This is a genomic window from Flavobacterium sp. UBA7680, from assembly GCF_002482975.1.
In the GTDB taxonomy this organism is placed as follows: Bacteria; Bacteroidota; Bacteroidia; order Flavobacteriales; family Flavobacteriaceae; genus Flavobacterium.
Genome location: NZ_DLHA01000045.1, coordinates 44,112 through 67,642, shown reverse-complemented (window position 1 = coordinate 67,642; position 23,531 = coordinate 44,112). Strand labels below are relative to the sequence as shown.

Below are 23,531 nucleotides of genomic sequence, written 5' to 3'. Positions count from 1 at the left end.
AAATTCCAATCGAAGGAAACTTATAATTCATAACTAATAATTAATAATTAACTTGAGCGATACATTAGCTAAATATATTCCGGAGCACGCAGTAAAGCCTGTTTTTGATTTGATTGTAGCCAATCAGGTTCATCTTAAAATCGTAAATGAGCGTCAGACGCGTCATGGCGATTATAGGAGAGGGCCGAGCGGTAAACATGAAATTACGGTTAATGCGAGTTTAAATAAGTACCGATTTTTAATTACGCTTATTCATGAGATTTCCCATTTAGTTGCTTTCGAAAAATTTGGAAGAAATATTAAACCTCACGGAAATGAATGGAAATATTCTTTTCAGCGTTTAATGATTCCGTTTATTCGACCAGAAATATTTCCAAGTCATTTGCTGCCTTTATTGGCACGTCATTTTAAAAATCCTTCGGCAAGTAGCGATACAGATACCACTTTATCTTTGGCATTAAAACAATACGATAAAGAGAGTGATAAGAACTATGTTTTTGAAATTCCATATGGAAGTGTCTTCCGAATCAAAAACGGCAAAATATTCAAGAAAATAGCGGTTAGAACCAAACGTTTTGAATGTCTCGAAATAAGTTCAGGAAAGACCTATCTTTTTAATCCAAATGCTGAAGTTGAACTTCTGCCGGGTAATCATTAGAATATAAAAATTCCAACATATTAAATTCCAAATTCCAATTTTACTAAGATTGGGATTTGGAATTTGTTTTTATTGAGATTTTCTGTTTGATTGAAATTTGGATTTTTTTTATTGAAGATTTCTTATTTTGCTAAAATCTCTTAAACGGTATGTTATTTGCTTTATATTTAGAAAATTATTTCATTTTTATAAAAAGATATTCAACTAATTATGGTAAAAAAACTACTTAAGATTGTTTTTGTTCTACTATTTGTATGTTCGGCAAAGGCACAACAAACTAATGATTCGGAATTAAGATCATCAAATCCAATAATTTATTTTGAAGGTTTTGGAGGGCCTACAATTGGTCAGAGTGTCGGTATTTCTGGTGGTTTGGAATTGAATTATCAAACCGGAAAAAATCTTTTTACTTTTAGATTTACAAATGCAGTAGGATATTCTGAAAGATCAGATAATTATATTATAATGCCGAGATATTATAAGTCAGAAGATAATAAAGAATATGCTTTTTTATATGGAAAACGCTGGCTGAGTTCAAATCATTCTTATAGCGTTTCGGTTGGTGTGAGCCGTAATAATTTAGAAATGAAAAAACTAATAGAATCGGTTGATCCTGAAGAATTTGAATCTGAAAAGGTTTTTTCTGCTAAATCGATAAGTTATTATGGTGTACCTTTTGAAGCTAATTACAAATGGTTTTATTCAAAAAAGAAATCTAGACTAATCTATAATGCCATAATTCCAAGTGTTGGTGTTAAGCTTTTTGGAAATTTTGGAAAATATACTTTTATTGGCGCAGGAGTAACAGTTGGTTTTGGCTTAAGCAAAAAATATTAGAAACAGGAAATACCAATAAATAAAGAATTCCAAATTCCAGTTTTACAAAGATTGGAATTTGGAATTTTTGTATTGAGATTTCTCGTTTGATTGGAATTTGGAATTTTTTATTGAAAATTTCTTATTTTGTTGAAATTTCTTAAATGGTATATTATTTGTTTAATATTTAGAAAATTATTTCATCTTTATAAATTAGATATTCAATTGATTATGGTAAAAAAACTACTTAAGATTATTTTTGTTCTAATACTTTCCAATTCAATTTATGCGCAAGAAACCAATGATTCAGAATTAAAACCCAAATCAAATCCCATTATTTACGGTGAGGCTTTTGGAGGTTTTGTCGGAATGAAACATTTTGGTCTTGCTGGCGGAGGCGAATTAAATTATCAATATAAGAAACATCTTTTTACTTTACGGTATTCGCATGAATCGGGATATGTAAAACAAGATAGTGTTTTTGCTTTCTCAAGTGTAGAAGACAATGATGAATATGCCATTTTATATGGAAAAAGATGGCTGACCAGAAATCATTCTTATAGTGTTTCTGCCGGAATAAGTTCTAATAATTTAAAGCTGTCTTTCAAAGATTCTGATGATAATTATTATTATCAATATAAAAGATTTGTCGGTGTGCCATTCGAAGCTAACTTTAAGTGGTTTGCACCTAAGAAAAGATCTAGTTTAATATTTAATGCATTAACTCCCAGCATTGGACTTAAGCTGTTTGGCAGCATATCTAAGAATAGTTTTGTGGGAGCAGGACTGGTAATTGGATTTGGATTGCCAAAAGAATATTAAATCACATCAGAACTAAAATCTCAATAAAAAAATTCCAAATTCCAATCTTAATAAAATTGGAATTTGGAATTTAATATATTGGAATTTAAAAAACTTCTAGCCTTTCAAATAAGCTTCACGTACTTTTTTAAATAAGTTTGAAGAGTATACAAATTTTACAATGTCTTTATTATCTGTTACAAATATTTCTTCCTTAGTTCCCTGCCACGCTTTTACACCTTTTTTAAGGAAAACGATATTCTCTCCAATTTCCATTACAGAGTTCATATCGTGCGTATTAATTACAGTTGTGATATTGTATTCTTTTGTAATTTCCTGAATCAAATTATCAATCAAAGTTGAGGTATTTGGGTCAAGACCAGAGTTTGGTTCATCACAAAACAAATATTTTGGATTATTTACAATCGCACGGGCAATCGCCACACGTTTTTGCATACCTCCAGAGATCTCAGAAGGAAGTTTTTTATGTGCCTCAACCAAGTTTACTCTTTCTAAAACAAAATCAACACGTTCTTTGATTTTTGCTTTATTATCGTTTGTGAACATTTTTAAAGGAAAAGCAACATTTTCTTCAACAGTCATTGAGTCAAACAATGCGCTGCCTTGAAATACCATTCCAATTTCAGTTCTTAATTCTCTTTTTTCGTCTGGTTCTAATTCAGAATAAACTCTTCCGTCAAATTCAATAGTTCCTGAATCTGGAGTATGAATTCCTAGTAAAGTTTTTAATAAAACAGTTTTTCCAGATCCACTTTGTCCAATGATCAAGTTGGTTTTTCCAGTTTCAAAAACTGTCGAAACACCTTTTAAAACTCGGCTGTCCCCAAATGATTTTTCTATGTTTTTTACTTCGATCATTATCCTAATAATAATTGAGTTAATATATAATTAAAAAGAATAATACAAACAGATGTCCAAACAAATGACACCGTACTTGCTTTACCCACTTCTAATGCTCCACCTTTCATGTAATATCCGTGAAAAGATGGAATTGTAGCTAATAACATTGCAAAAATTAAAGTTTTAATGAAGGCATATGTAATGTGAAACGGAATAAATTCCATTTGAGCACCCTGAATAAAATCCTGACTAGTCGAAAATCCGCCGTATGCACAAGCAAGCCATCCGCCAAAAATTCCCAAAAACATACTAATCCCAATTACAAAAGGGTACATTAATAAAGCTACTATTTTAGGGAAAACAAGATAGTTTAAGGAATTAACCCCCATAACTTCTAAAGCATCAATTTGCTCTGTAACACGCATTGTCCCGATACTTGAGGTAATGTAAGATCCCATTTTCCCGGCCATAATTACCGAAATAAAAGTAGGGGCAAACTCCAGAATTACAGATTGACGTGTAGCAAAACCAATTAAATATTTTGGGATTAAAGGATTAGTTAAGTTTAAAGCCGTTTGAATGGCAACAACTCCTCCAATAAAAAAAGATATAAAGCAAACGATTCCAAGAGAGTCAATAATTAAATCATCAATTTCTTTAAAAATCAAATTTTTCATAACAGGCCATTTGGTCTGTTTATTGAAAATTTCTTTAAGCATTAAAAAATATCTTCCTATTTGGGATAAATAACGAATTAGCATCATAAGTTTTACAAATATTGGCTAAATTAAGGATTAGTTTACAGTTTACCGTTTCACTTTACAGTTTTTTAAGTTTTAAAAAACTAGAAAAGCTTTTGTTTCATTTTTTGTAAACGGTAATTTCTAATAAATTTAGCTTGTTCAGAGGTAACTAATAAAGGAGTTTTAGCTTTTTTAGCTTTCAAAAATCCTTTTATATAATCTAAAAAGAGGAAAGGTTTTTTCTTCATCATCGCCAATTTTGCCGAAGCAATTGCCGTGATCCAAAAACCATAACCTAAAGTATAAAAAGCTTCGCCTTGTTTATAACGAGCTGTTTTGTTGTAATTAGCGCCTGTTGGCTTTAAATGCTTTACATGTAAAGATTCGTCGGTAACAATTTTCCAATCGTAATATTTACAAAGTAATTCATCTACAGTATCCCAGCCCATAGCAGGTTTTAAACCGCCAATTTGCTGAAAAGTTGCCGCACGATATGCTTTTAAAGCACCGCGAATATGATCTTTATCGGTTAGGTTTTCAAGAACCCATTCGCCGTTTTTGTCGATATAACAAAATCCGCCCACCATTCCGATTTTAGGATCGGATTCGAAATGTTTAATTATAGTTTCGAAATAATTAGAAGGAAAAATTAAATCGCCGTCTATCTTTACAATAATATCGTAATCAGAATCCAAAGTTTCAAAACCTTTTTGAAAAGCCTGAATTACTTTACTTCCTGGAAGGTGAATCGCATCTGAAGTTTTGTTTACTACAGAAATAAACGGATTTTCCTTTGCAAAACTCAAAACAACTTCTTCTGTTTTATCAGTAGAATTGTCATTTACAACCACAACTTTTGATGGTAAAACAGTCTGAGAAACCAATGATTGTAAAGTCAGGCCAATTAAATCTTGCTCGTTGTGCGCGGGAATGACGATGTAATATTTCATTAAAAAAAAGTTTAGATTTTTGATTTTAGATTTTAGATTTTTCACTTTATCTAAAATCAGAAATCCAAAATCGTTAATCTGCAATCTTAGTTCTTAACTTTCTCCGCAACAACAAGATAATATCTTGGAGTGAAATATCTTAATAAGGGTCTCAATCCAAACTTTTTTACCGGATGTGTAAATTGCAAACGATCTGTTATTTTCCATCCCGTTTTTTCTAAAAGCCAGTCTAACTGCCAATCTTCAAATTCGTGATAATGTCTGTCCCACATATCAGTTTTTGAGCGATATGCCGGAGAAAACCATAAACGTAACGGAATTGAAATTAGCAATTTATCGCATTTTACATTTTCTAAAATCGTGTATGGATTTAGTAAATGTTCGAAAATTTCAAATGCTGTAAAAACAGTATAATCTTCTGTTTGTAAAGCGGTTTGATCGTTGTCTAAATCTTCGCCTTTTGTATTTTTTACAGTATATCCATTTTCTTCCATTATTTTAGAAAACGGATTTGGAACGCCAAAATCAAAAATGGTTTCTGATGTGCTAACGTGCTTTTGTAAAAACTCTAAAGTAAGTTTGAATCTTTTATTCGGAAACGTTTTTTCGTACATAGTTATTGCGAGGAACGAAACAAGCTATCGTTCTTGATTTTAATTAGGTCGCAAATATACAAAGTTATCTTCTTTTTTGTGTTTTTTAATTGGAAGGAAATCAATTTATAAAGTATTATAAAAAATGAAACGAATCTCTCGCAAAGACGCGGAGTCGCAAAGTTTTGATCAAAAAAATAACCATATAAGTGATATAAGATATTTTAAGTTTTCACTTAATTGAACTTATATCACTTATATGGTTTAATAAACTTTGCGACTTCGCGTCTTTGCGAGATTATATGCTTCAGCTTAAAATAAAACTTAATTTATTTAGCTTTAAATTTAATGTCTATAAACAAAAGCATTGATATTCATTCCGGCTCCTACAGAAGCAAAAATGATAACATCACCTTTGTTGATTTCTTGATTTTCAATTTTTCCTTGTAGAATTAAATCGTATAAAGTTGGAACGGTTGCAACACTGCTGTTTCCTAAATCATGAATACTCATTGGCATAATATCTTTAGGAGCAGTTTTGTCGTATAATTTGTAGAAACGTTCGATAATCGCTTCGTCCATTTTTTCATTTGCCTGATGAATCAGGATTTTTTTCACATCGTCGATGGCAATTCCACTTTGATCCAAACAGCTTTTCATTGCTAATGGAACATTGCTTAAAGCAAATTCGTAGATTTTACGACCGTACATTTTGATGTATTTAATATCCGGATCTAAATCTGGATTATATGATTTTCCGAAGAAAAGATAATTTGCTTCATCATTAGCATAAGTAGCACTTTCATAAGATAAAAGACCAGATTCATCAGTAGAAGCTTCTAAAATAGAAACTCCGGCTCCATCAGAATAAATCATCGAATCACGATCGTGATCGTCAACAACTCTTGAAAGTGTTTCTGCACCAATTACCATAACTCTTTTTGCCATTCCAGATTTGATAAAAGCGTTTGCTTGAAGAACACCTTCAATCCAGCCCGGACATCCAAAAAGAATATCGTAAGCCACACATTTAGGATTTTTAATGCCTAATTTGTTTTTAACACGAGTCGCTAAACTTGGTAAAATATCAGTTTGATGCGTTCCGGTTTTTACATCGCCAAAGTTATGGGCAAAAATAATGTAGTCTAAAGTTTCGGCATCGATTTTTGCATTTGCAATTGCTTTTTCAGCAGCAAAAAAAGCTAAATCTGATGCGGTATATTGAGGTTCGGCATAACGGCGGTTTTCAATTCCGGTAATACCTTTAAATTTTTTTATTACGACTTCATTCGGGTAACCAAAAGGGGTTCCATCTTCATTCAAAAAAATATGCTTGTCAAAATCTGTGTTTTTTACTTCTAAATTAGGAATGTAACTCCCAATGCCAATAATTTTTATTTTCATTTTTTCCCTTAATTATCCGATAAATTTCCTGCTAAAGTATAAATAAAAACATGATAACTATCATAAAAAATACTATGCATGCATATAATTATGAAATAACTATTTTTTGAATGATATAATGGTTATTTTCTAATGATTTTTTAATTTTTCCGAGATTTCAAACGATTGAAGTCAAAGTGTGGTGAAAAGTTTTTTTTGTTTCAAGTTTGAGGTTTCAGGTTTTTGTTTAGACTTGAAACCTCAAACTTGAAACAAAAACAAAACCCGACAGGTTTTAAAAACTTGTCGGGTTTGAATATTTATAAGAAAAATAATTTCTTAGTTTTCCATGTAAGCTTCGATAGGAGCACAGCTGCAAACTAAGTTTCTGTCACCGTATGCATCATCTACACGACGAACAGATGGCCAGAATTTATTGTCAGCGATATAATCCAACGGATAAGCTGCTTTTTCTCTAGTATAAGGGAAATCCCAAGAATCTGTAGTTAACATTGCCAATGTATGCGGTGCATTTTTCAATACGTTGTTTTTATCATCGGCAGTTGCAGCTTCAATCTCTTTTCTGATTGAGATAAGCGCATCACAAAAACGATCTAATTCTGCTAAATCTTCAGATTCTGTTGGTTCGATCATTAAAGTTCCAGCTACAGGGAAAGAAACCGTAGGAGCGTGGAAACCATAATCCATTAAACGTTTTGCGATATCACCAACTTCAATTCCGTTTTCTTTAAATGAACGACAATCTAAAATCATTTCGTGCGCCGCTCTTCCACATTCTCCAGTATAAAGAATTGGATAGTGACCTTCGAAACGAGATTTCATGTAGTTTGCATTCAAAATAGCGTGTTCTGTAGCGCTTTTTAATCCTTCAGCTCCCATCATAGTGATGTAACCGTAAGAAATTAAACATACTAAAGCAGATCCGTAAGGTGCAGATGAAATAGCTGTAATAGCTTGTTCGCCTCCTACTTTTAAGATTGGGTTTGTTGGCAAGAATGGAACTAATTTTTCGTTCACACAAATTGGTCCAACTCCAGGTCCACCACCACCGTGAGGAATAGCGAATGTTTTGTGTAAGTTCAAGTGACAAACGTCAGCGCCAATTGTAGCGGGATTTGTTAATCCAACTTGCGCGTTCATATTTGCACCATCCATATATACTAATCCGCCGTTATCGTGGATTAATTTTGTGATTTCAATAATTGAAGATTCGAAAACTCCATGAGTAGATGGATACGTTACCATTAAACAAGATAAATCATCTTTATGTTCAATCGCTTTTTCTCTTAAATCTTCTACGTCAATGTTTCCTTCCGGAGTAGTTTTAGTAACGATAATTTTCATTCCAGCCATCGCTGCAGAAGCAGGATTTGTTCCGTGAGCCGATGATGGAATTAAACATACATTACGGTGACTTTCGTTTCTTGATAAATGGTAAGCACGAATCGCCATTAAACCAGCATATTCTCCTTGTGCTCCAGAGTTTGGTTGTAATGTTGTTCCAGCAAAACCAGTAATTACATTTAATTGTTGCTCTAATTTTTTAAGCATTGTAATATAACCTTCAGCTTGCTCTACTGGTGCAAACGGGTGAATGCTGTTCCAGTTTGGCATTGACAAAGGCAACATTTCTGAAGCTGCGTTTAATTTCATCGTACAAGAACCTAATGAAATCATCGAGTGATTCAATGATAAATCTTTACGCTCTAATTTTTTGATGTAACGCATTATCTGACTTTCTGAATGATGATTGTTGAATACATCATGCGTTAAGAAAGAAGATGTTCTTTCTAATGAAGCTGGTAATTGGCTAGCTTCAGTTAATTCAGAAACAGTGAAAGTTTCTTTTCCTAAAGCCTCAGCAAAAATCGCAACGATTTGGTTGATGTCAGCAATTGAAGTTGTTTCGTTTAATGAAATCGAAACAGAGTCAGCATCAGGATAGAAGAAGTTTACTTCGTTTTTCTCTGCAACAGTTTTTACTTTTTGAGCGTCTGCTTTTACTAAAATAGTGTCAAAGTAAGCTGTGTTAGTTTGGAAAACTCCTAATTTATTTAAAGCTTCAGCTGTAGTAACCGCCGATGCGTGCACTTTGTTTGCAATATATTGTAATCCTTTTGGTCCGTGGTAAACCGCGTACATTCCTGCCATAACCGCAAGTAAAACCTGAGCTGTACAGATGTTAGAAGTCGCTTTTTCACGTTTAATGTGCTGCTCACGAGTTCCTAAAGCCATACGTAAAGCACGGTTTCCATTTACATCAATAGAAACTCCAATAATACGACCTGGCATTGAACGTTTGTATTCGTCTTTAGTTGCAAAAAATGCAGCGTGAGGTCCGCCATAACCCATTGGTACACCAAAACGTTGTGAAGTTCCAACCACAACCGCAGCTCCCATTTCTCCCGGAGAAGTTAAAGCAGCTAATGATAAAATATCAGCAGCAAAGGCAACTTTGATTTCATTTTCTTTTGCTTTAGCAACAAAAGCGCTATAATCGTTTACCTGACCATATTTTCCTGGGTATTGTAAAATAGCTCCAAAAAATTCAGTTGAAAAATCAAATGTTTCATGGTTTCCAACTACTAATTCAATTCCAATTGGAGTTGAACGTGTTTGAAGTACAGATAAAGTTTGAGGTAAAATTTCTTCAGAAACGAAGAATTTATGTGTGTTGTTTTTCTTTTGATCTCTTGTACGAACATCAAATAATAAAGCCATAGCTTCTGCAGCAGCAGTTCCTTCATCCAATAAAGAAGCGTTTGCAATTTCCATTCCTGTTAATTCGATAACAGTAGTTTGGAAATTTAAGATAGCTTCCAAACGACCTTGAGCAATTTCTGCTTGATAAGGCGTATAAGCTGTATACCATCCCGGGTTTTCGAAGATATTTCTTTGAATTGGAGCCGGAACGATGGTTGGATGATAACCCAAACCAATATATGATTTGAATACTTTATTTTTCTTTCCTAATTCCTGAATATGATTTGCAAATGCGTATTCCGTCATTGCAGGATCTAAATTCAAAGGCGCTTTTAAACGAATATCGTCCGGAAGGGTTTCGTAAACAAGTTGTTCGATCGAGTCAACACCAATGGTTTGTAACATGTGTTGAAGATCTGTTTCTCTTGGACCAATGTGTCTTAAAGCAAAAGCATCTGTTTTCATCTGTAGCAGTCTATTTTTTAAAGATCAAAAGTAATTTGCCGAGTGTTTTTATACGATTTCACAAGGTTTATTACATTTTATAGTAAATGTGTTGTTTTTTTGTGGCGCAAAATTAAGTATTATTAATAATTTAATGGGTATTTTTAACTTCAATTTTTATCAAATTTATAACTAAAGAGTTGATTTGTTACCAATTGATTAGATTTGAGGCATGAAACTTCTAAAACAAATATTAGATTTTTATTTAAACAGCAGTATTCACGTGGCTTTATCGTGTTATGCTTTGGTTCGTATTACTTTTCATTTCTTTCATATTCAGTATGATGAACCCATGGCATTGTTTGTTTTTTTTGGAACAATTGTAGGATATAATTTTGTAAAATATGATGCTTTAGTTCGGGTGAAAAGAAAACCGGTTGGCATTCAATTAAAAATTATCGCTGTTTTAAGTTTCATTTCGGTGATTTTAGTCGGCTACTATTTTTTCCATTTAAAGCGAATCACCCAAATTATTTCCGTAGTAATTTTTGCCATAACGGCGCTTTATACTTTACCGTTTTTCCCAAACAGAAAAAATGCCCGAAACTGGGCAGGAGTAAAAATTTATATTGTAGCACTTTGCTGGGTAGGAGCGACTTTGGTTTTACCCTATATAAATGCCGAAATTCAGTTTACAGCCAACTTTTTTGTAAAATGTATCCAGCGTTTTGTATTGGTTTTTGTTCTGATTTTAGTTTTCGAAATTCTGGATTTAGCTAATGATGATCCGCATTTGCAAACCGTTCCGCAGACGATTGGCGTAAAAAGAACAAAGATTTTAGGGTTTTTACTTTTGGTTCCGTTTTGGGTTTTAGGAATTTTAACTTTTACAGTTCACGATCTTATCATTAATCTCATTATGGTTGTGACTTTAATGTTTTTTATCTTTTTTGCTAATACAAACCGATCTCGATATTATACTTCTTTTTGGGTCGAAAGTGTACCGATATTTTGGTGGTTAATGATTGCGTTTTTATAATTTCTTATTAATTCTGTCTACTGTAATAATTCTGTAAGTGTTTGAATTTACAGTAATTTTAATATTGTGTTCTGTATTGGAAACATAAAAGTTTTTCCCAATTTTCGGATAATACTTTACATCCGTTTTTTCTAAAACTGCAAAAATCATTTCTTCAATCTCAGATTTCGTGAAGTTTGTTTTTAGCTTTTTATTTATTCTGCCATAAACAAGTTCAGTATAGCAGATATTTTCCAGTATTTTAATTTTGAAAAGATTCATTTATCAGATGTATTTTCTTGTTTATTTAAATCGCAAATATAATTAAATAAGATATTCTCCAGTATAAATGAATTTCAGCATTTGGGCGTGTCCCTCCGGGTCGGGCTATCCGCTCCAAGTCCTCGCACTTCCTTCGTCAGGCTGTGGGCTATCCGCTTCTATCCCTCACGCAAACTGTAAAACGAGAAAATTCATTTTAAAATATTTAGGAATATAATGCTTTAGGAATATTGCCAATCGTTTCAACCATTGGGGCGCTTTCTTTACATAACGTTTCCCGCGGTTGAAACTGCGGGCTATGTTTGAATTGTAGAGTTTGAAAAATAGATTTTGATTTAATTCATTTTTCAATTGCCTCCAGCTTTAGCTGGAGGTGAGATATGCTCAAATATTGGAGGCTTTAGCCAAATTTTATCATTTGGCTAAAGCCCAGATTGGATGCTCATTTTTACCCCTAGCTAAAGCTGGAGGCAATTGAAATTATCTTTTTAGTCTGCTCAAATCTGCGAAATCTGCGTGAAATAATTCTAGAGTAATCTATTTCGCTTTTTGTTCTGCCAAAGCTTTATTCAAATCAGCTTTAGCTTCATCAAGTTTTTTTCTTTTTTTGTCGATTTTTTCTTTGCTTTCTTTGTCTTTAATAGCTTCGTTCAAATCGGCAGTTCTTTCGTTGACTTTTTGCTGTTTCTTTTTTACCTTTTTGTCCAGATCTTTATTGACTGTTTTTGTGGTACAGTTTTTCTTGGTCTGCGCGATAGCATCTTCAACTCCTTTAATCTGGTTTTGATTTCCAGCTTTTTTAGCAGCAGTTAATTTTGTATTTAACTCACATAATTTACGTTCGCAGCCTTTTAAAGTTTTACAATTGCTTTGCGAAAAACCAATAAAAGAAATAGTAAAAAGAAGTACAGTTAATATTGTTTTTAATTTCATAAGTATGTTTTTGATTAATTTATCTGAATCATTCAGAAATGAATTACTTATAAAAGTAAGAAAATTATATTAACTAAGTTTTTCAGATACTTCTTTTAAAACCTTATTTCTTTCCAAAAGAAAATTAGTAAGATGCTTTTCTAAAAATAGAATATCGAAAAGTTCTCCAAATATCCCGAACGGAGTTTCATATTGTAATACATCTTTCATGATTGTTACGCCATTTTGTTCCTCAAAAATATGTTCATGCCTGAAAGATTTAAATTTTCCTTCTTCCATTTCATCCACAAAATAATCGTAGAAATCCATTACAGGAATTCGGGTTTTGTGTGTGAGATAAACCCCGAAGTGTTTGCCTCGCCAAGTTACTGTTTCGTTTAAATTTATTAATCCAGATGTCACTCCGGCAATTGCTTTTTCTTTTGTAGGACTTGCAGATTGCTGATGAATATCGATATTTCTTGAGGCGTCAAAAACGATTTGTTTTGACGCTTTTATTTTTGTTGTGAGGTGTATTGTTGTCATGATTCTTCGTGATCTTTAAAATATTGTGTAAAAAATAACCCTGTTATAATTGATGAGATTGAATAAGATATGGCAAGGTCAAGCCATACAGTCCCATTTATAAGTGATGTTGTTATAAAAATTCCAATTATTACAATGATAATTAGAGCTGCTTTTTCATTAATCGTTTTTATCTTTTTGTTTTTAAAAAAGGTAAAAAGAACGATATAAAAAGAATAAGTTGGCAGGGAAAAGAGAAGTCCGATGAATATTGTAAATGGATATAATTGAAAAAAATCAAGATAATTGTTTGGACTCCAATTGGTATTAAAACCATTTATTAATGCAAAAATAAATGGTCCGCATAGTAGTGTGAAAGTCCAATGTCTACCTGTAAAGGTCCAATTCATTTCTTTAATAAAGTTTTAAAAGCATTATCAATATCTCCAAACTTAAATTGAAATCCATTTTGCAAAAGCTTTTTCGGAATCACATTTCGACTTTTCAAAACCAGTTCTGTTTCTGTTCGAATAAAAAATGCTCCAATTTCTAGAAAGAATTTGTTAAGCGGAATTCCAAAAGGAAAACCAACAGCTTTTCGAAGTTTCTGCATAAAATCAGCATTACGAATAGGTTCTGGAGAAACCACATTTATAACTCCGGTAATTTCTTTTTCAATAATAAAATCAACCGCATTTGCAAAATCTTCTTCGTGAATCCAGCTTATAAACTGATTTCCGTTTCCTTGTTTTCCTCCAAAACCAATTTTAGCCAAAGTCTTCAACGGAATTAAAGCGCCTCCATTTTTTCCTAAAACAATAGAAGTCCGCAAAGCCGTTTTTAACGTATTTGAAGTTTCGGTTTTAAAAAATGCTTTTTCCCATGAAAGTGCCACATTTATAGAAAAATCATTTCCAATTTCACCGTTAACTTCATCCATTTGTTTGTCTAAAGAAAAACGATAAATAGTTGCCGTTGATGAATTCAGCCAATGTTTCGGTGGATTTTTACAATTCAAAACCGCTTTGTTTAAAATCTTGGTACTTTCAATTCTAGACCAAAGAATTTCTTTTTTATTCTCTTTGGTATAACGACAATCAACAGATTTTCCAGCGAGATTAATTAAAACCGTCGCACTCTCCAATTCCTTTTCCCAGCCAGAAAAAGTTCTGGCATTCCAGTTTACATATTTAATTCCGTTAATTGTTTGAGATTTTCCTCGGGTTAGAATTACAATTTCTTCAAATTTATCTTTGAAATGATTGATTAAAACTTGTCCGAGAAAACCTGTTCCGGCTGCGATTATGAGTTTTTTCATTGGGTGTAGATTTTTTGCCACGAATTGCACGAATTTTCACGAATTCATTTTTGCAATTGATTTAGAAAATAAAAATTAGTGGAAATTAGTGTAATTCGTGGCAACCTAATATTTTACAACTAAAAAGTGTTCTTTTTCTCAATTTCTGGAAATACATCATCAATTCTTCTTGCCAGTTCTGGTAATTTAATTGTTGGAACAGCCGGAAATAAATGATGTTCTAAATGATAAAACATGCTAAAAGTAATTTTGTTTTTCCAGTCTTCTCGCTGTGTTCTGGCAAATTCCGGAGAATCTTCGGTATCATGATGTACAGTCCAAACCGCAAAGAAAGCCATTAAAAATTCGGCGAAGACCATTATGATAAAATGATAGATCAGAAAATGAATCTGAAAATAGAAAATTATAAAAGTTACTACTGCAATAGAAAAAAGCTCTAAGATTACATTTTTGACATAATTTCTATTTCCTTTTTGCAAAGTCACTTTATGGATCAAAAACATATGAATTGGTCCATAAAGAATAGCTCCGTACCAAGTCATTTTTGCTGATTTTCCTTCGTAATCTTCATCAGACAAACAATATTTATGATGTCGAATATGATTGAATTTAACGGCATGAATTGAAACCATCAATAAAATACTGTTTGAATAAAGTGTAAACCAAGTCAAGAATTTGTTTGTTCCCAATGAATTATGAAAACCATTATGCACTTGTCTTAATCCGGCTAGAAAGAAAAAAGCTGAAAAAGGAATCGCTAATAAATAATAGCCAAAATAAGAAAGTGTCATAGAAACTAGAAACCACGGAATTGTCAAGTTGTTTTCAATTAGCATTTCTTTAAAGCTAAGTGTTTTCAAATCTTTCCATTGCACTTTTTTGAGTATTTCCTGATGTGTCATTTTATCTAAATTTAGGTTTTATCAAACCCGACAGGTTTTTAAAACCTGTCGGGTTTAGAACGGATAGTTATGCTTTAAAAACCAATCTTTCTTCTCTTTGAGCTTCTTTGGCTTTTCGTTTTCCTCTAAAAAAGAAATACAAGTTGAAGAATAACATGATACCAAGATAAATAGAAAAACCGCCAATTTTATAACTTAAATTTTCAATTAATTCCTGATATGTATCGTTGCTTAATTGCAATTCTAAGATCATTAAGGCAAAACCAATATTTAAAAGATAAAATCCGGTTTCAAAAAGTTTGTTGGTTGCTTCTGCAATTTCTTCACGGCCTTTAAAGATGTCAAGCATAAAGATTTTTCCGTTTTTAAAAAGTGTTTTAGAAACGTAATAAGTTAGAAATAAAGCGACTGGTAAATAAATACTGTAACCGATTAAGATTTTTGTAGTTTCCATAATATTTAGTTTTTGTTGTTATGAATTAGTTTTTGAATGTATTTAGTTATAATTAAAATGTTGAGGTAATGCAGAATTGAAATAATAAAAATTATGACAGCTGTTTTTATACAGATCATTTCAATCAATTGTGTTGATGAAATAATTTTCTGCCAGGAAATTAATGTCATGGCACAATAACCAATATTTAAAAGGTAATAAGCTAAAAGCAAAACCTGATTGATTTTTTGGCAAAGATCAGCGTGATTAGGGATTAGATCTGCAACATAAATATTTCCGTTTTTGTAGCAGATTTTTCCAACTTTTAAAATGATGAAAGTCGTAATGCTGAGATATATTAAATATCCGATGATGTTGAAATTCATGACTGGTTTTATTTATGGGTTAATACATTTCTTCTAAAACTGGAATTGCCTGTAGTTTTCTTTTATTTTTAACTGTAATTCTTGAGCCTTTAGCCATGAAAACTGAAGTTGGCTGTGTGTGCTGAAGAAATCCAAAATCCTTTCCATAAGTTTTTTCAAAATCAATGTCAATTGTATGATTTAAAACTTCCAGTTGTTCCCATCTTGGATGTTGTACTTCATATTCAAAAGTTGTTTCTTCATCAATTTTTGTATATCCGAAATAATGTTCTGTAATAAAATCAGCTTCAGAATCAACTTCAATTTGAGTTAAAACATTTTTGGTTTCCAGTTTAATTGTATTCCACTTTTTCTCATTTTTCCATTGATAAATAAAAGTATTGGTATTCTCATTCTCAATAATTTGATGTCTCATTTTTTGAGTTTCATAATGTTCCTGATATAAAGCATTAGCGATAAAAGTTATGGCGCTTTTAGGAACAATTTCTTTAATGAAAACTACACCGCGTTTCCATTCACCACTTTCAAAACGTTTTACGTAGAATCTTAAATTAACCTCTTCAAAATCTACATGAAACGGAACTTTTAAGCCTAATACTTTTGTGTTTTTAAACATAAACCCAACAAGACTTACGTAACATTTGTTATTCCAGATATCTATTTCAGTTCCTGCGGGAAGGTATTTTTCCAATAATTTAGCATCAACTTCATAATTGAAAAGTGCTAAGTTTTTCCATTCTGCTTTTAAGAAGTTCATTTGTGTGCTTTTTTATAAATTATTATTGAAAGGTATAAGGCGAGGACAGCTGGCATTCCAAATATGAAATGTTTTTTAAAAAAGTAATCTGGTAAAAAAGGGTTGATAATAAATAAGGTTATAAAAGAAAATAACTCCGTATATATATAATTGAAGATTTCTATCTCTTGGCTCATCTGCAAGCATACTTCCTCCAATTGCAACCTGAAATAATCCTGTCAAAATGCTGAAAAGCAATCCATATACAAAGAGGCCAGAAAGAGGGGAATTGTCTAAAAGACCAATCAAGATTAAAATAGCTGGAACTCCGGTAAAAAAAGTAATTTAGGTAATTAAGATTTTTCATGATTATGGATAATTTTAATTTTTTGAAAAAAGAATTTTGGATAATTTTAGATCACAAATCCTGAGTTTTCACATTTAATTAGTATTCTATAAAAATAAATGGCAGTAACATTCGGTATTAGAGTTACAAAAACGACTTGTAAAAAATCATTCCACATTATGAAATTAAAAAATGAGAAAAGAATGATCGCATTTAGAATCGTAACTGTCCAATATGTTTTTATTTGTTTTTTTATTTTATAATTATTTGGTTTTGAAAATATTTCAATACTTAAAAAAAATGCCGAAATCAATTGTACTATTAATAAAAATGCTTGTCCGGCAAAACGTAAATAACATGTTAAATAGAAAAGGAAACAGATTATTAAGGCAAATTTGTTTATACTTTTTGTTGGTATCATAGTTATTGATTGTTTTAAACTTTCAGAAAAAAATGAAAGTTTTAATTAAATTTTTTTACTTCATCATTTTTATAACCAATTTCCCTAACCAGTTTTCATTGAATTCAGTCACTTTGTCCAGCATATTATCTGCCTTTAAAACGAAATCGTATAATTTGGAAGTTTGATCCACAAAGTGTTTTTCTTCTGCAGAATCTTTTGCTTCAATTGTCGAAACTTCTTTTAAGATTTTAAGAGCAGGTTTGATTTCTCTTTTGCTTCTTTCTCTGGAAATTTTTGCAGCTAATTCGTCTAAATCTTTTTCGGCAGTAAAAAATTCTCTTCTTTCGCCGGCTTTAAATTCTTTATAAACAATTCCCCAATCCATTAATCCTCTCAGATTCATGCTTGCATTTCCGCGTGAAATCTGCAATTCTTCCATAATGTCTTCCATAGAAACAGCCTCGTTTGAGATCATTAATAAAGCGTGGATCTGTGCCATCGTTTTATTAATTCCCCATTGAGAACCTAAAGCTCCCCAGGTTTGTACAAACTTATTTTTTGCTTCTTTGAATTCCATAGATCAAAAGTAATTAAAAGTTTTTAAACTTTCAAAAATAATTGAAAGTTTGTTTGAAATATTTTTATATTTTTTTTTAATTCAATTAAATCATTGCTCTCCAATCATTTGTTTTTGCTTTAAACACGTGTTTTTACGTATAAAATTATCTTGTGCCATTCTTTATTCGATTCATACCAAAGAATCTCCCTTTCATATCATTTTTTTAATTAAGTCTACTTATCTGATATAGTTTTGAAGTAGAAATAAACCAAAGTATTACTATTTAAAACACTTGATAAAAGTATTTAAATAAGAATATAAAAATAAAATATCAAAAATAGGTGGAGCAGAACCCACCTAAAAAAACGAGGCGGTTCCGAAAAGCCTTATGAGTAGGAAAACCAAAAAATATAAAAGTTATGGCAGATTTATTAGCAGGTGCTTATTTAGCAAGTGGCACAATCGGAAATGTAGGAACACCAGGTGCTCCAATTGCATCATTTAGTTTAGTTGTTGTACCATCACAACATTCTGTTTCTGGTACAGTAGTAATTACTCAGGCAATACCTGGTCCTGATAGTCATATTGTTGTTTCTGTAACTGGAAAAATATATGCAGCAGGAATTGAACCATATACACAATTAGTTAGTTTAAAAGGACAATATGTTCAAACTTTTCCAGCTCCGGCAATTGGTGCTTTTTTAGCTGATTTTGACGCTCATTTAGCTGTTAATGCAGATTGGAACGGACTTGGAGGTTTTTCATACTACCAACATCATATTGAAAACGTACCTGTAAAAGCAGCAACAAATTTACAAGCAGAGTTGGCATAATAAGAGACCCCAAATATTAACAACTCGAATTACGAAACATATTAGGATTTAATTACGCCTGATTTGGTTACAGTTTTGATTGAAAGGGTCGTCTTTTTAGACGACCTTTTTTATTGTCAAAAAAAAATAAATTACAAAAACATGAAAAGAAAACCTATTATTATAATTGTATTAGTTGTGTTTATTGCTACAGCTGTTACAATATTCTTTTTGAATAAAGAAAAATTATTCGGAAAAGCCGGAGTTTCGGGATATGCTAAAACCGAAGCAGCAGCCGCACCTTGCGAATGCGAAGCAAGCTGGTTCCCGCACGAACAGACACCGCCGCCTGCAGAAGGAGACGGAAGTCCTTTTGATACTTCAAGTACAACAAATTGTATTTTCCATCAATGGTCATGGCAAAAATTCCTTTGGGTCACAAAACCACTGCCATCTGGAAATCCGTTGTTTTTAGATTCTTTGGATGTAGTTAGTCCTGAGATGGCACCAGTTGCTCCGCAATTAGGATTAAAATTAGTTTTAAGCTCCATTAATCAGGCAGGTCCAGAAGGAGTATTAGTTTCTAATCCGAAATTTGTTTCTGGGAAAACGGCTGGTGATACGGTATATTATTCCATACACGTAAATAAGACATTACATGATAAAGCCATTATTGCGGCTTCTGAAATTAATAGCGGGAAAGTTCCTTATTCTAATTTAGAAACATTTCCTGTTGGTTCATTAGAGTTAAAAGTTTCATGGATAAGTACAGATGCAATTCCGAAAGAAAAAATTGGAGAGTATTTCGTTACTAAGGCGGCATTCAAAAATAAGCAAGGACAATATGTAGCAAAATCTGTTGCTTTATTAGGAATGCACGTTGTGGGAGTTGTAAAAAATCATCCTGAATTTATCTGGGCAACTTTTGAGCATAAAGAAATGGCTCCGATTTATGACTGGAAAAACAATTCTGTGACTTCAGCAACTGAAATGCTGCTTTATGAAAGCGGAACAACTTCTGGCTTAAAAGGAATAAAATGGGATAAAGTAAACAAGAAACCACTAGAGCCGTATAAAGCTTTTGTTCTTTATGAATATGGAGTTCCAAAAGTAATAACTACAAATGCTTACATGAAAACAAGCCAATCTGAGCCTGCTAATTTTGACAACATCGATACGATCAATAAATGTGTAGCTTCAAAATTAACAGACGTTTTCAAGAATTACTTCTACAACGGATCAATTTGGTTAAATACAGACGGATTAACTCCGGCGCAACAAGCACAAACTATTGTAAAAAGTAAAATTTCAAGCGTTCTTCCAGATTCATTGGCAAGAGGTTCTGCTAATTTAGCAAACATTACAATGGAAACTTACACGCAGACTTTTAAAGATAGTATACATAAAATTAATGTTGGTAATTTAGCGAATTGCTTTAGTTGTCATCAATCTCAAAATTTTGACACTATAAGAGGAATTGGAAAATCTCCTTTGTATTTAAGCCATGTATTTGAGTCTTATTTGTATACTACAAAACCTCAACCCGCAACTGCTAAAAACGTTAACTTGAAATCTAAACGCATCGAAGAAACAAGAACACTTAAACTTAAACAGTTTGAAGAAGTGTTTGTTCGTCGAAATAAATAGTTCATTTTTTGGAAAACAAAAAGTGTCTTATTTTAATTTTGCTCCAAATGAAAAGCCGAAGTATTACTTCGGCTTTTCTATTTTATCTTCTTTTAAAATGATTAGAAGAATCATTAATTGGATTTCCCAGAAAATGAGTTTTCCAATTTCTTAAAATATAAAACGATATTCCAATCCTGAAAAAACGGAGTTTCTATTGTAACTGATTGTTACAATAGAAACTCTGTTTTTTTATATCTCCATTTATTTTTAAACCTCACTGTAAATCCCTGTCTTTAAAATTTTTATAACGTTATAAAAATGTAAATAAAAACTTATCTAATGTGTTTATGTTTTTTAAGAATAATCTTATGTATTGTTTTTTCTGTTTCATGACAAAAAATATTCTTCTCATAACATTTTTGTAGTAAATGTCTGTATATCAAGATTAATTTTAAAGTATAGAATAAAAGCAGCCGGCAGAATTTATTTTATTAATTATTTCTATTTGATTTTTAAGAACAGCTCTTTTTATGTCATAGGCAAGCATGGTTTCTTAAAATATTCATTGTGAAATTATAGTAGTAGTGGAGCAGAACTCACTTTAAAAAACGAACTGTTTCGCACAGGAAAAAGCGAAGGCGGAGCCGAAAAGCCTTATGAGTAAGACCCAAAAAATTAGAATTATGCAACCTATACCTCAAAAAGTTAAAAATGTAAATGTGTATCCTTATATAGACTGGAAAGGCGGCGGCGTTGGCCCTGTTATTCTTCCTGTTGTCGAAGGAGCCAGCGGAACGTATGCTGTTGGTACACTTATAACATCTGTATTTTACAATCTTGATCTTACTTCAGTTACTCAAAAAACTAAACTGGTAGTACACCAAAGATATGTAGCAATTGGAGAAACAGAAGACGGAACTTCTTTCACAACTCCATGGATGTACTGCACAAATGCAGGTGATAATCCAGAATTTGGAAGAACTATCAACCTTCTTAAACCAGAGTTAGACGCTATTAACACAGAAATTTTACCAGATTATATCATACTGGGACCACTTACTGATATTACCGTAACGCAGTCATTTCCTCCTCCGGCAATTGGAGAGATTCTTCTAATCGAAAATGGAAAAGGAAATATTATCGCAACAAGAACAGGTACTCCTCACGAAATGGGAATTGAAGTAACTGGCGGAAATCGTGTTGGACAATTAAGAACAGGATTGAAAAATATCATGATTTCAGGAAAAAACAAAGATGGAAAAACGGTTACTATGGGGAATTTAACTTGTTTAAACCCAAATGATCCAGCCATTTTTCTACATCAATTTGGAGGTTAATAATCTATAAAAACAAAATAACTATGGGAATAATGATGCCTTACGGTGTTGCAGTCAGAGAAGCGATAGCTTCTAACGATTTAGCAAAAATGGAAGCTATTGCAGAACAAGCAAAACAAGTAATAAAAGATCAAGGGGACTTAAGTGCCGCTTTGTTAGAATTACTGGAAGCAATAGAAGCTCTAAAGAACAAAAAATAAAAACAAACAAAAAAAGCTGACTTGTTCAGGATAACAAGGGTGAATCCGAAAAACCTCAAGAGTAGGAATAACTAAAAAACAAAAATGTTATGGGAGTAGTAATGCTTTACGCAGCAGGAATCAGAGAAGCGATAGCTTCAAATGATTTAGAAAAAATGAGAGCAGTAGCTGAACAAGCGAAACAAACAGTTAGAGAGCAGGGAGACCTGAGCGCTGCTTTGGTAGAATTGCTGGAGGCTATTGAAAAGCTTAGAAAGTAATCTAAAAAGAACGGTTTATTAAGCCTTGCTTTTTAAACCGTTCTTTAAAAAAATCAACAAAACCCTAAATCAATTAAAATGGATAAGACTTCTATACGATACAGAGTACGAGATGATTATAAAACAGCAACCCCGGTTCATGTTGTTTGGGAAATAACTCTTGCCTGTAATTTGAAATGCTCGCACTGCGGTTCCAGAGCCGGAAAAGTGAGACCTGGTGAACTAACTACCGAACAATGTTTTGACGTTATTGATAGTCTTAAACGTCTGGGTACAAGAGAAATCACAATTATTGGCGGCGAAGCTTTTTTAAGAAAAGACTGGCTTGACATAATTGCAAAAATTCACGAAAGCGGAATTGAATGTTCAATGCAGTCTGGAGCATATAATTTAAATGAAGAGCGAATTAGTGATGCAAAAAAAGCAGGAATACGAAACATTGGTGTTTCTATTGATGGACTACCGGAGACTCACAATAAAATAAGAGGAAGAAGAGATTCTTTTGATCATGTAATCCATTGTCTCCAATTACTAAAAAAGTACGATATACCATCTAGTGTAAATACCGTAATCACAAAATTAAATCAAAATGAGCTGAGCGAACTTCTAGATGTTTTGATCGAAAATGGCGTAAGAAACTGGCAGATACAACTGGCAGTTGCTATGGGAAATGCCGTTGATCATTCTGAAGAATTGATTCTTCAGCCTTATGAATTAATCGACTTTTACGAAAAACTTATTGTTATATACAGAAAAGCACTGGCAAATAATGTTTTAATACAAGCCGGAAACAACATTGGTTACTTTGGGCCTTATGAACATATATGGCGACAAGGAAACGAAAAATATTATACAGGATGTTCTGCGGGACATACCGGAATTGGCATTGAAGCCGATGGAAAAATAAAAGGCTGTCCGTCATTACCCACAACCGAATATACAGGAGGTAATGTAAAAGACATGAAACTGGAAGACATTTGGAGATACAGTGAAGAAATGGTTTTTTCCAGATATAGAAATAAAGAAGAATTATGGGGAGGATGTAAAGGCTGTTATTACGAATCTTCTTGCCTGGCTGGCTGCACCTGGACGAGCCATGTATTATTTGGAAAAAGAGGCAATAACCCTTTTTGCCATTATCGCGCCTTAGAATTAAAAAAGAAAGGACTTCACGAAAGAATAAGAAAAATAAAAGAAGCACCCGGACTCTCTTTTGATATTGGTTTATTTGAAATCATAGTAGAAAATGAAAAAGGAGAAGTAGTCGAAGTGCAGTCACCACATAATGCGCCTCTGGTTCCGGTAGCAAATACAGACAGAGTTCCAAGAATTCCAAAAGCACTTAAACTTTGTAATGGCTGTGATAATTATGTTTATGAAGAAGAAACGACATGTACTTTTTGCAATGCCGACATTCAAAAAGTAAACGATGAATATGCCGCTAAAATGGAAATAGCCAAACGTTCACTGGAAAAATTAGAATTACTAATGATGAAATAA

26 protein-coding genes are annotated in these 23,531 nt (G+C 32.4%); 10 read left to right on the top strand and 16 right to left on the bottom strand.

The genetic code is table 11. The features are described 5' to 3' along the window. Nucleotides 1-52 precede the first annotated feature (52 nt). The 3 genes from B3C18_RS19510 to B3C18_RS19500 all read left to right on the top strand — a co-directional run bounded on the left by B3C18_RS19510 (nt 53) and on the right by B3C18_RS19500 (nt 2,296). Nucleotides 53-658 carry a SprT-like domain-containing protein gene (locus B3C18_RS19510; RefSeq protein ID WP_291150520.1) on the top strand — a complete coding sequence of 202 codons (606 nt, stop codon included), beginning with the start codon at nt 53-55 and terminating at the stop codon, nt 656-658. Nucleotides 659-868: 210 nt separating this feature from the next. Then, complete coding sequence (locus B3C18_RS19505; RefSeq protein ID WP_291150517.1) at nt 869-1,495, top strand: hypothetical protein; 627 nt, start codon at nt 869-871, stop codon at nt 1,493-1,495. Between the two features lie 210 nt (nt 1,496-1,705). Continuing rightward, nucleotides 1,706-2,296: a hypothetical protein gene (locus B3C18_RS19500; RefSeq protein ID WP_291150513.1), complete on the top strand. Its 591-nt coding sequence runs from the start codon at nt 1,706-1,708 to the stop codon at nt 2,294-2,296. A gap of 96 nt (nt 2,297-2,392) precedes the next feature. Here B3C18_RS19500 and B3C18_RS19495 read toward each other — a convergent pair whose 3' ends face one another. The 6 genes from B3C18_RS19495 to gcvP all read right to left on the bottom strand — a co-directional run bounded on the left by B3C18_RS19495 (nt 2,393) and on the right by gcvP (nt 9,994). After that, nucleotides 2,393-3,154 carry an ABC transporter ATP-binding protein gene (locus B3C18_RS19495; RefSeq protein ID WP_291150510.1) on the bottom strand — a complete coding sequence of 254 codons (762 nt, stop codon included), beginning with the start codon at nt 3,152-3,154 and terminating at the stop codon, nt 2,393-2,395. Next, complete coding sequence (locus B3C18_RS19490; RefSeq protein ID WP_053470782.1) at nt 3,154-3,900, bottom strand: MlaE family ABC transporter permease; 747 nt, start codon at nt 3,898-3,900, stop codon at nt 3,154-3,156. Before B3C18_RS19490 ends, B3C18_RS19495 begins: the two co-directional genes overlap by 1 nt. Nucleotides 3,901-3,980: 80 nt before the next feature. Then, nucleotides 3,981-4,829 (bottom strand): glycosyltransferase, encoded by an 849-nt coding sequence (locus tag B3C18_RS19485; RefSeq protein WP_291150504.1) that lies wholly within the window; start codon nt 4,827-4,829, stop codon nt 3,981-3,983. 86 nt (nt 4,830-4,915) lie between these two features. Then, nucleotides 4,916-5,443 carry a methyltransferase gene (locus tag B3C18_RS19480; protein WP_053470784.1) on the bottom strand — a complete coding sequence of 176 codons (528 nt, stop codon included), beginning with the start codon at nt 5,441-5,443 and terminating at the stop codon, nt 4,916-4,918. A gap of 324 nt (nt 5,444-5,767) precedes the next feature. Beyond that, the gene (locus B3C18_RS19475; RefSeq protein WP_291150500.1) at nt 5,768-6,826 is read right to left on the bottom strand and encodes a 3-oxoacyl-ACP synthase III family protein; all 1,059 of its coding nucleotides are present in this window, start codon (nt 6,824-6,826) and stop codon (nt 5,768-5,770) included. A 318-nt stretch (nt 6,827-7,144) separates the two neighbouring features. Beyond that, complete coding sequence (gene gcvP, locus B3C18_RS19470; protein WP_291150497.1) at nt 7,145-9,994, bottom strand: aminomethyl-transferring glycine dehydrogenase; 2,850 nt, start codon at nt 9,992-9,994, stop codon at nt 7,145-7,147. Nucleotides 9,995-10,205: 211 nt separating this feature from the next. Between gcvP and B3C18_RS19465 the strand changes: the two genes are divergently transcribed. Then, on the top strand, nt 10,206-11,012 hold the full coding sequence (locus B3C18_RS19465; protein ID WP_291150494.1) for a hypothetical protein: 807 nt from the start codon (nt 10,206-10,208) through the stop codon (nt 11,010-11,012). On the opposite strand, the gene B3C18_RS19460 is transcribed toward B3C18_RS19465, so the two are convergent. The 10 genes from B3C18_RS19460 to B3C18_RS19415 all read right to left on the bottom strand — a co-directional run bounded on the left by B3C18_RS19460 (nt 11,007) and on the right by B3C18_RS19415 (nt 17,811). Further along, on the bottom strand, nt 11,007-11,273 hold the full coding sequence (locus tag B3C18_RS19460; protein ID WP_291150490.1) for a DUF3781 domain-containing protein: 267 nt from the start codon (nt 11,271-11,273) through the stop codon (nt 11,007-11,009). The genes B3C18_RS19465 and B3C18_RS19460 overlap by 6 nt on opposite strands. 537 nt (nt 11,274-11,810) lie before the next feature. Beyond that, a complete protein-coding gene (locus B3C18_RS19455; protein ID WP_291150488.1) occupies nt 11,811-12,206 on the bottom strand; it encodes a DUF1090 family protein in 396 nt (131 codons plus the stop codon). A gap of 69 nt (nt 12,207-12,275) precedes the next feature. After that, entirely contained in the window at nt 12,276-12,731 is a 456-nt protein-coding gene (locus B3C18_RS19450) for an SRPBCC family protein (RefSeq protein WP_291150485.1), read from the bottom strand. After that, nucleotides 12,728-13,120 carry a hypothetical protein gene (locus B3C18_RS19445; RefSeq protein WP_291150483.1) on the bottom strand — a complete coding sequence of 131 codons (393 nt, stop codon included), beginning with the start codon at nt 13,118-13,120 and terminating at the stop codon, nt 12,728-12,730. Before B3C18_RS19445 ends, B3C18_RS19450 begins: the two co-directional genes overlap by 4 nt. Then, nucleotides 13,117-14,028 carry a TIGR01777 family oxidoreductase gene (locus B3C18_RS19440; protein WP_291150481.1) on the bottom strand — a complete coding sequence of 304 codons (912 nt, stop codon included), beginning with the start codon at nt 14,026-14,028 and terminating at the stop codon, nt 13,117-13,119. Before B3C18_RS19440 ends, B3C18_RS19445 begins: the two co-directional genes overlap by 4 nt. A 119-nt stretch (nt 14,029-14,147) precedes the next feature. Beyond that, on the bottom strand, nt 14,148-14,930 hold the full coding sequence (locus B3C18_RS19435) for a fatty acid desaturase family protein (RefSeq protein ID WP_291150479.1): 783 nt from the start codon (nt 14,928-14,930) through the stop codon (nt 14,148-14,150). Between the two features lie 67 nt (nt 14,931-14,997). Further along, entirely contained in the window at nt 14,998-15,384 is a 387-nt protein-coding gene (locus B3C18_RS19430) for a hypothetical protein (RefSeq protein ID WP_291150477.1), read from the bottom strand. Nucleotides 15,385-15,389: 5 nt separating this feature from the next. Continuing rightward, nucleotides 15,390-15,749: a hypothetical protein gene (locus B3C18_RS19425; protein WP_291150475.1), complete on the bottom strand. Its 360-nt coding sequence runs from the start codon at nt 15,747-15,749 to the stop codon at nt 15,390-15,392. A 19-nt stretch (nt 15,750-15,768) separates the two neighbouring features. Beyond that, nucleotides 15,769-16,506, bottom strand: coding sequence for a YqjF family protein (locus B3C18_RS19420; protein WP_291150473.1), 738 nt, complete (start codon nt 16,504-16,506; stop codon nt 15,769-15,771). A gap of 801 nt (nt 16,507-17,307) precedes the next feature. Next, nucleotides 17,308-17,811, bottom strand: a complete 504-nt coding sequence (locus B3C18_RS19415) for a GbsR/MarR family transcriptional regulator (RefSeq protein WP_073486775.1) — start codon at nt 17,809-17,811, stop codon at nt 17,308-17,310. A 401-nt stretch (nt 17,812-18,212) separates the two neighbouring features. Here B3C18_RS19415 and B3C18_RS19410 point away from each other — a divergent pair, with 401 nt between their 5' ends. The 6 genes from B3C18_RS19410 to B3C18_RS19385 all read left to right on the top strand — a co-directional run bounded on the left by B3C18_RS19410 (nt 18,213) and on the right by B3C18_RS19385 (nt 23,531). Next, complete coding sequence (locus B3C18_RS19410) at nt 18,213-18,626, top strand: DUF1842 domain-containing protein (protein WP_291150470.1); 414 nt, start codon at nt 18,213-18,215, stop codon at nt 18,624-18,626. Nucleotides 18,627-18,767: 141 nt separating this feature from the next. After that, on the top strand, nt 18,768-20,252 hold the full coding sequence (locus B3C18_RS19405) for a hypothetical protein (RefSeq protein ID WP_291150468.1): 1,485 nt from the start codon (nt 18,768-18,770) through the stop codon (nt 20,250-20,252). Between the two features lie 665 nt (nt 20,253-20,917). After that, nucleotides 20,918-21,571, top strand: a complete 654-nt coding sequence (locus B3C18_RS19400) for a hypothetical protein (RefSeq protein WP_291150465.1) — start codon at nt 20,918-20,920, stop codon at nt 21,569-21,571. A gap of 23 nt (nt 21,572-21,594) precedes the next feature. Further along, the gene (locus B3C18_RS19395; RefSeq protein ID WP_291150462.1) at nt 21,595-21,771 is read left to right on the top strand and encodes a DUF1843 domain-containing protein; all 177 of its coding nucleotides are present in this window, start codon (nt 21,595-21,597) and stop codon (nt 21,769-21,771) included. 89 nt (nt 21,772-21,860) lie between these two features. Continuing rightward, a complete protein-coding gene (locus B3C18_RS19390) occupies nt 21,861-22,031 on the top strand; it encodes a DUF1843 domain-containing protein (RefSeq protein WP_232680630.1) in 171 nt (56 codons plus the stop codon). Nucleotides 22,032-22,109: 78 nt separating this feature from the next. Beyond that, entirely contained in the window at nt 22,110-23,531 is a 1,422-nt protein-coding gene (locus tag B3C18_RS19385) for a radical SAM/SPASM domain-containing protein (protein WP_291150455.1), read from the top strand.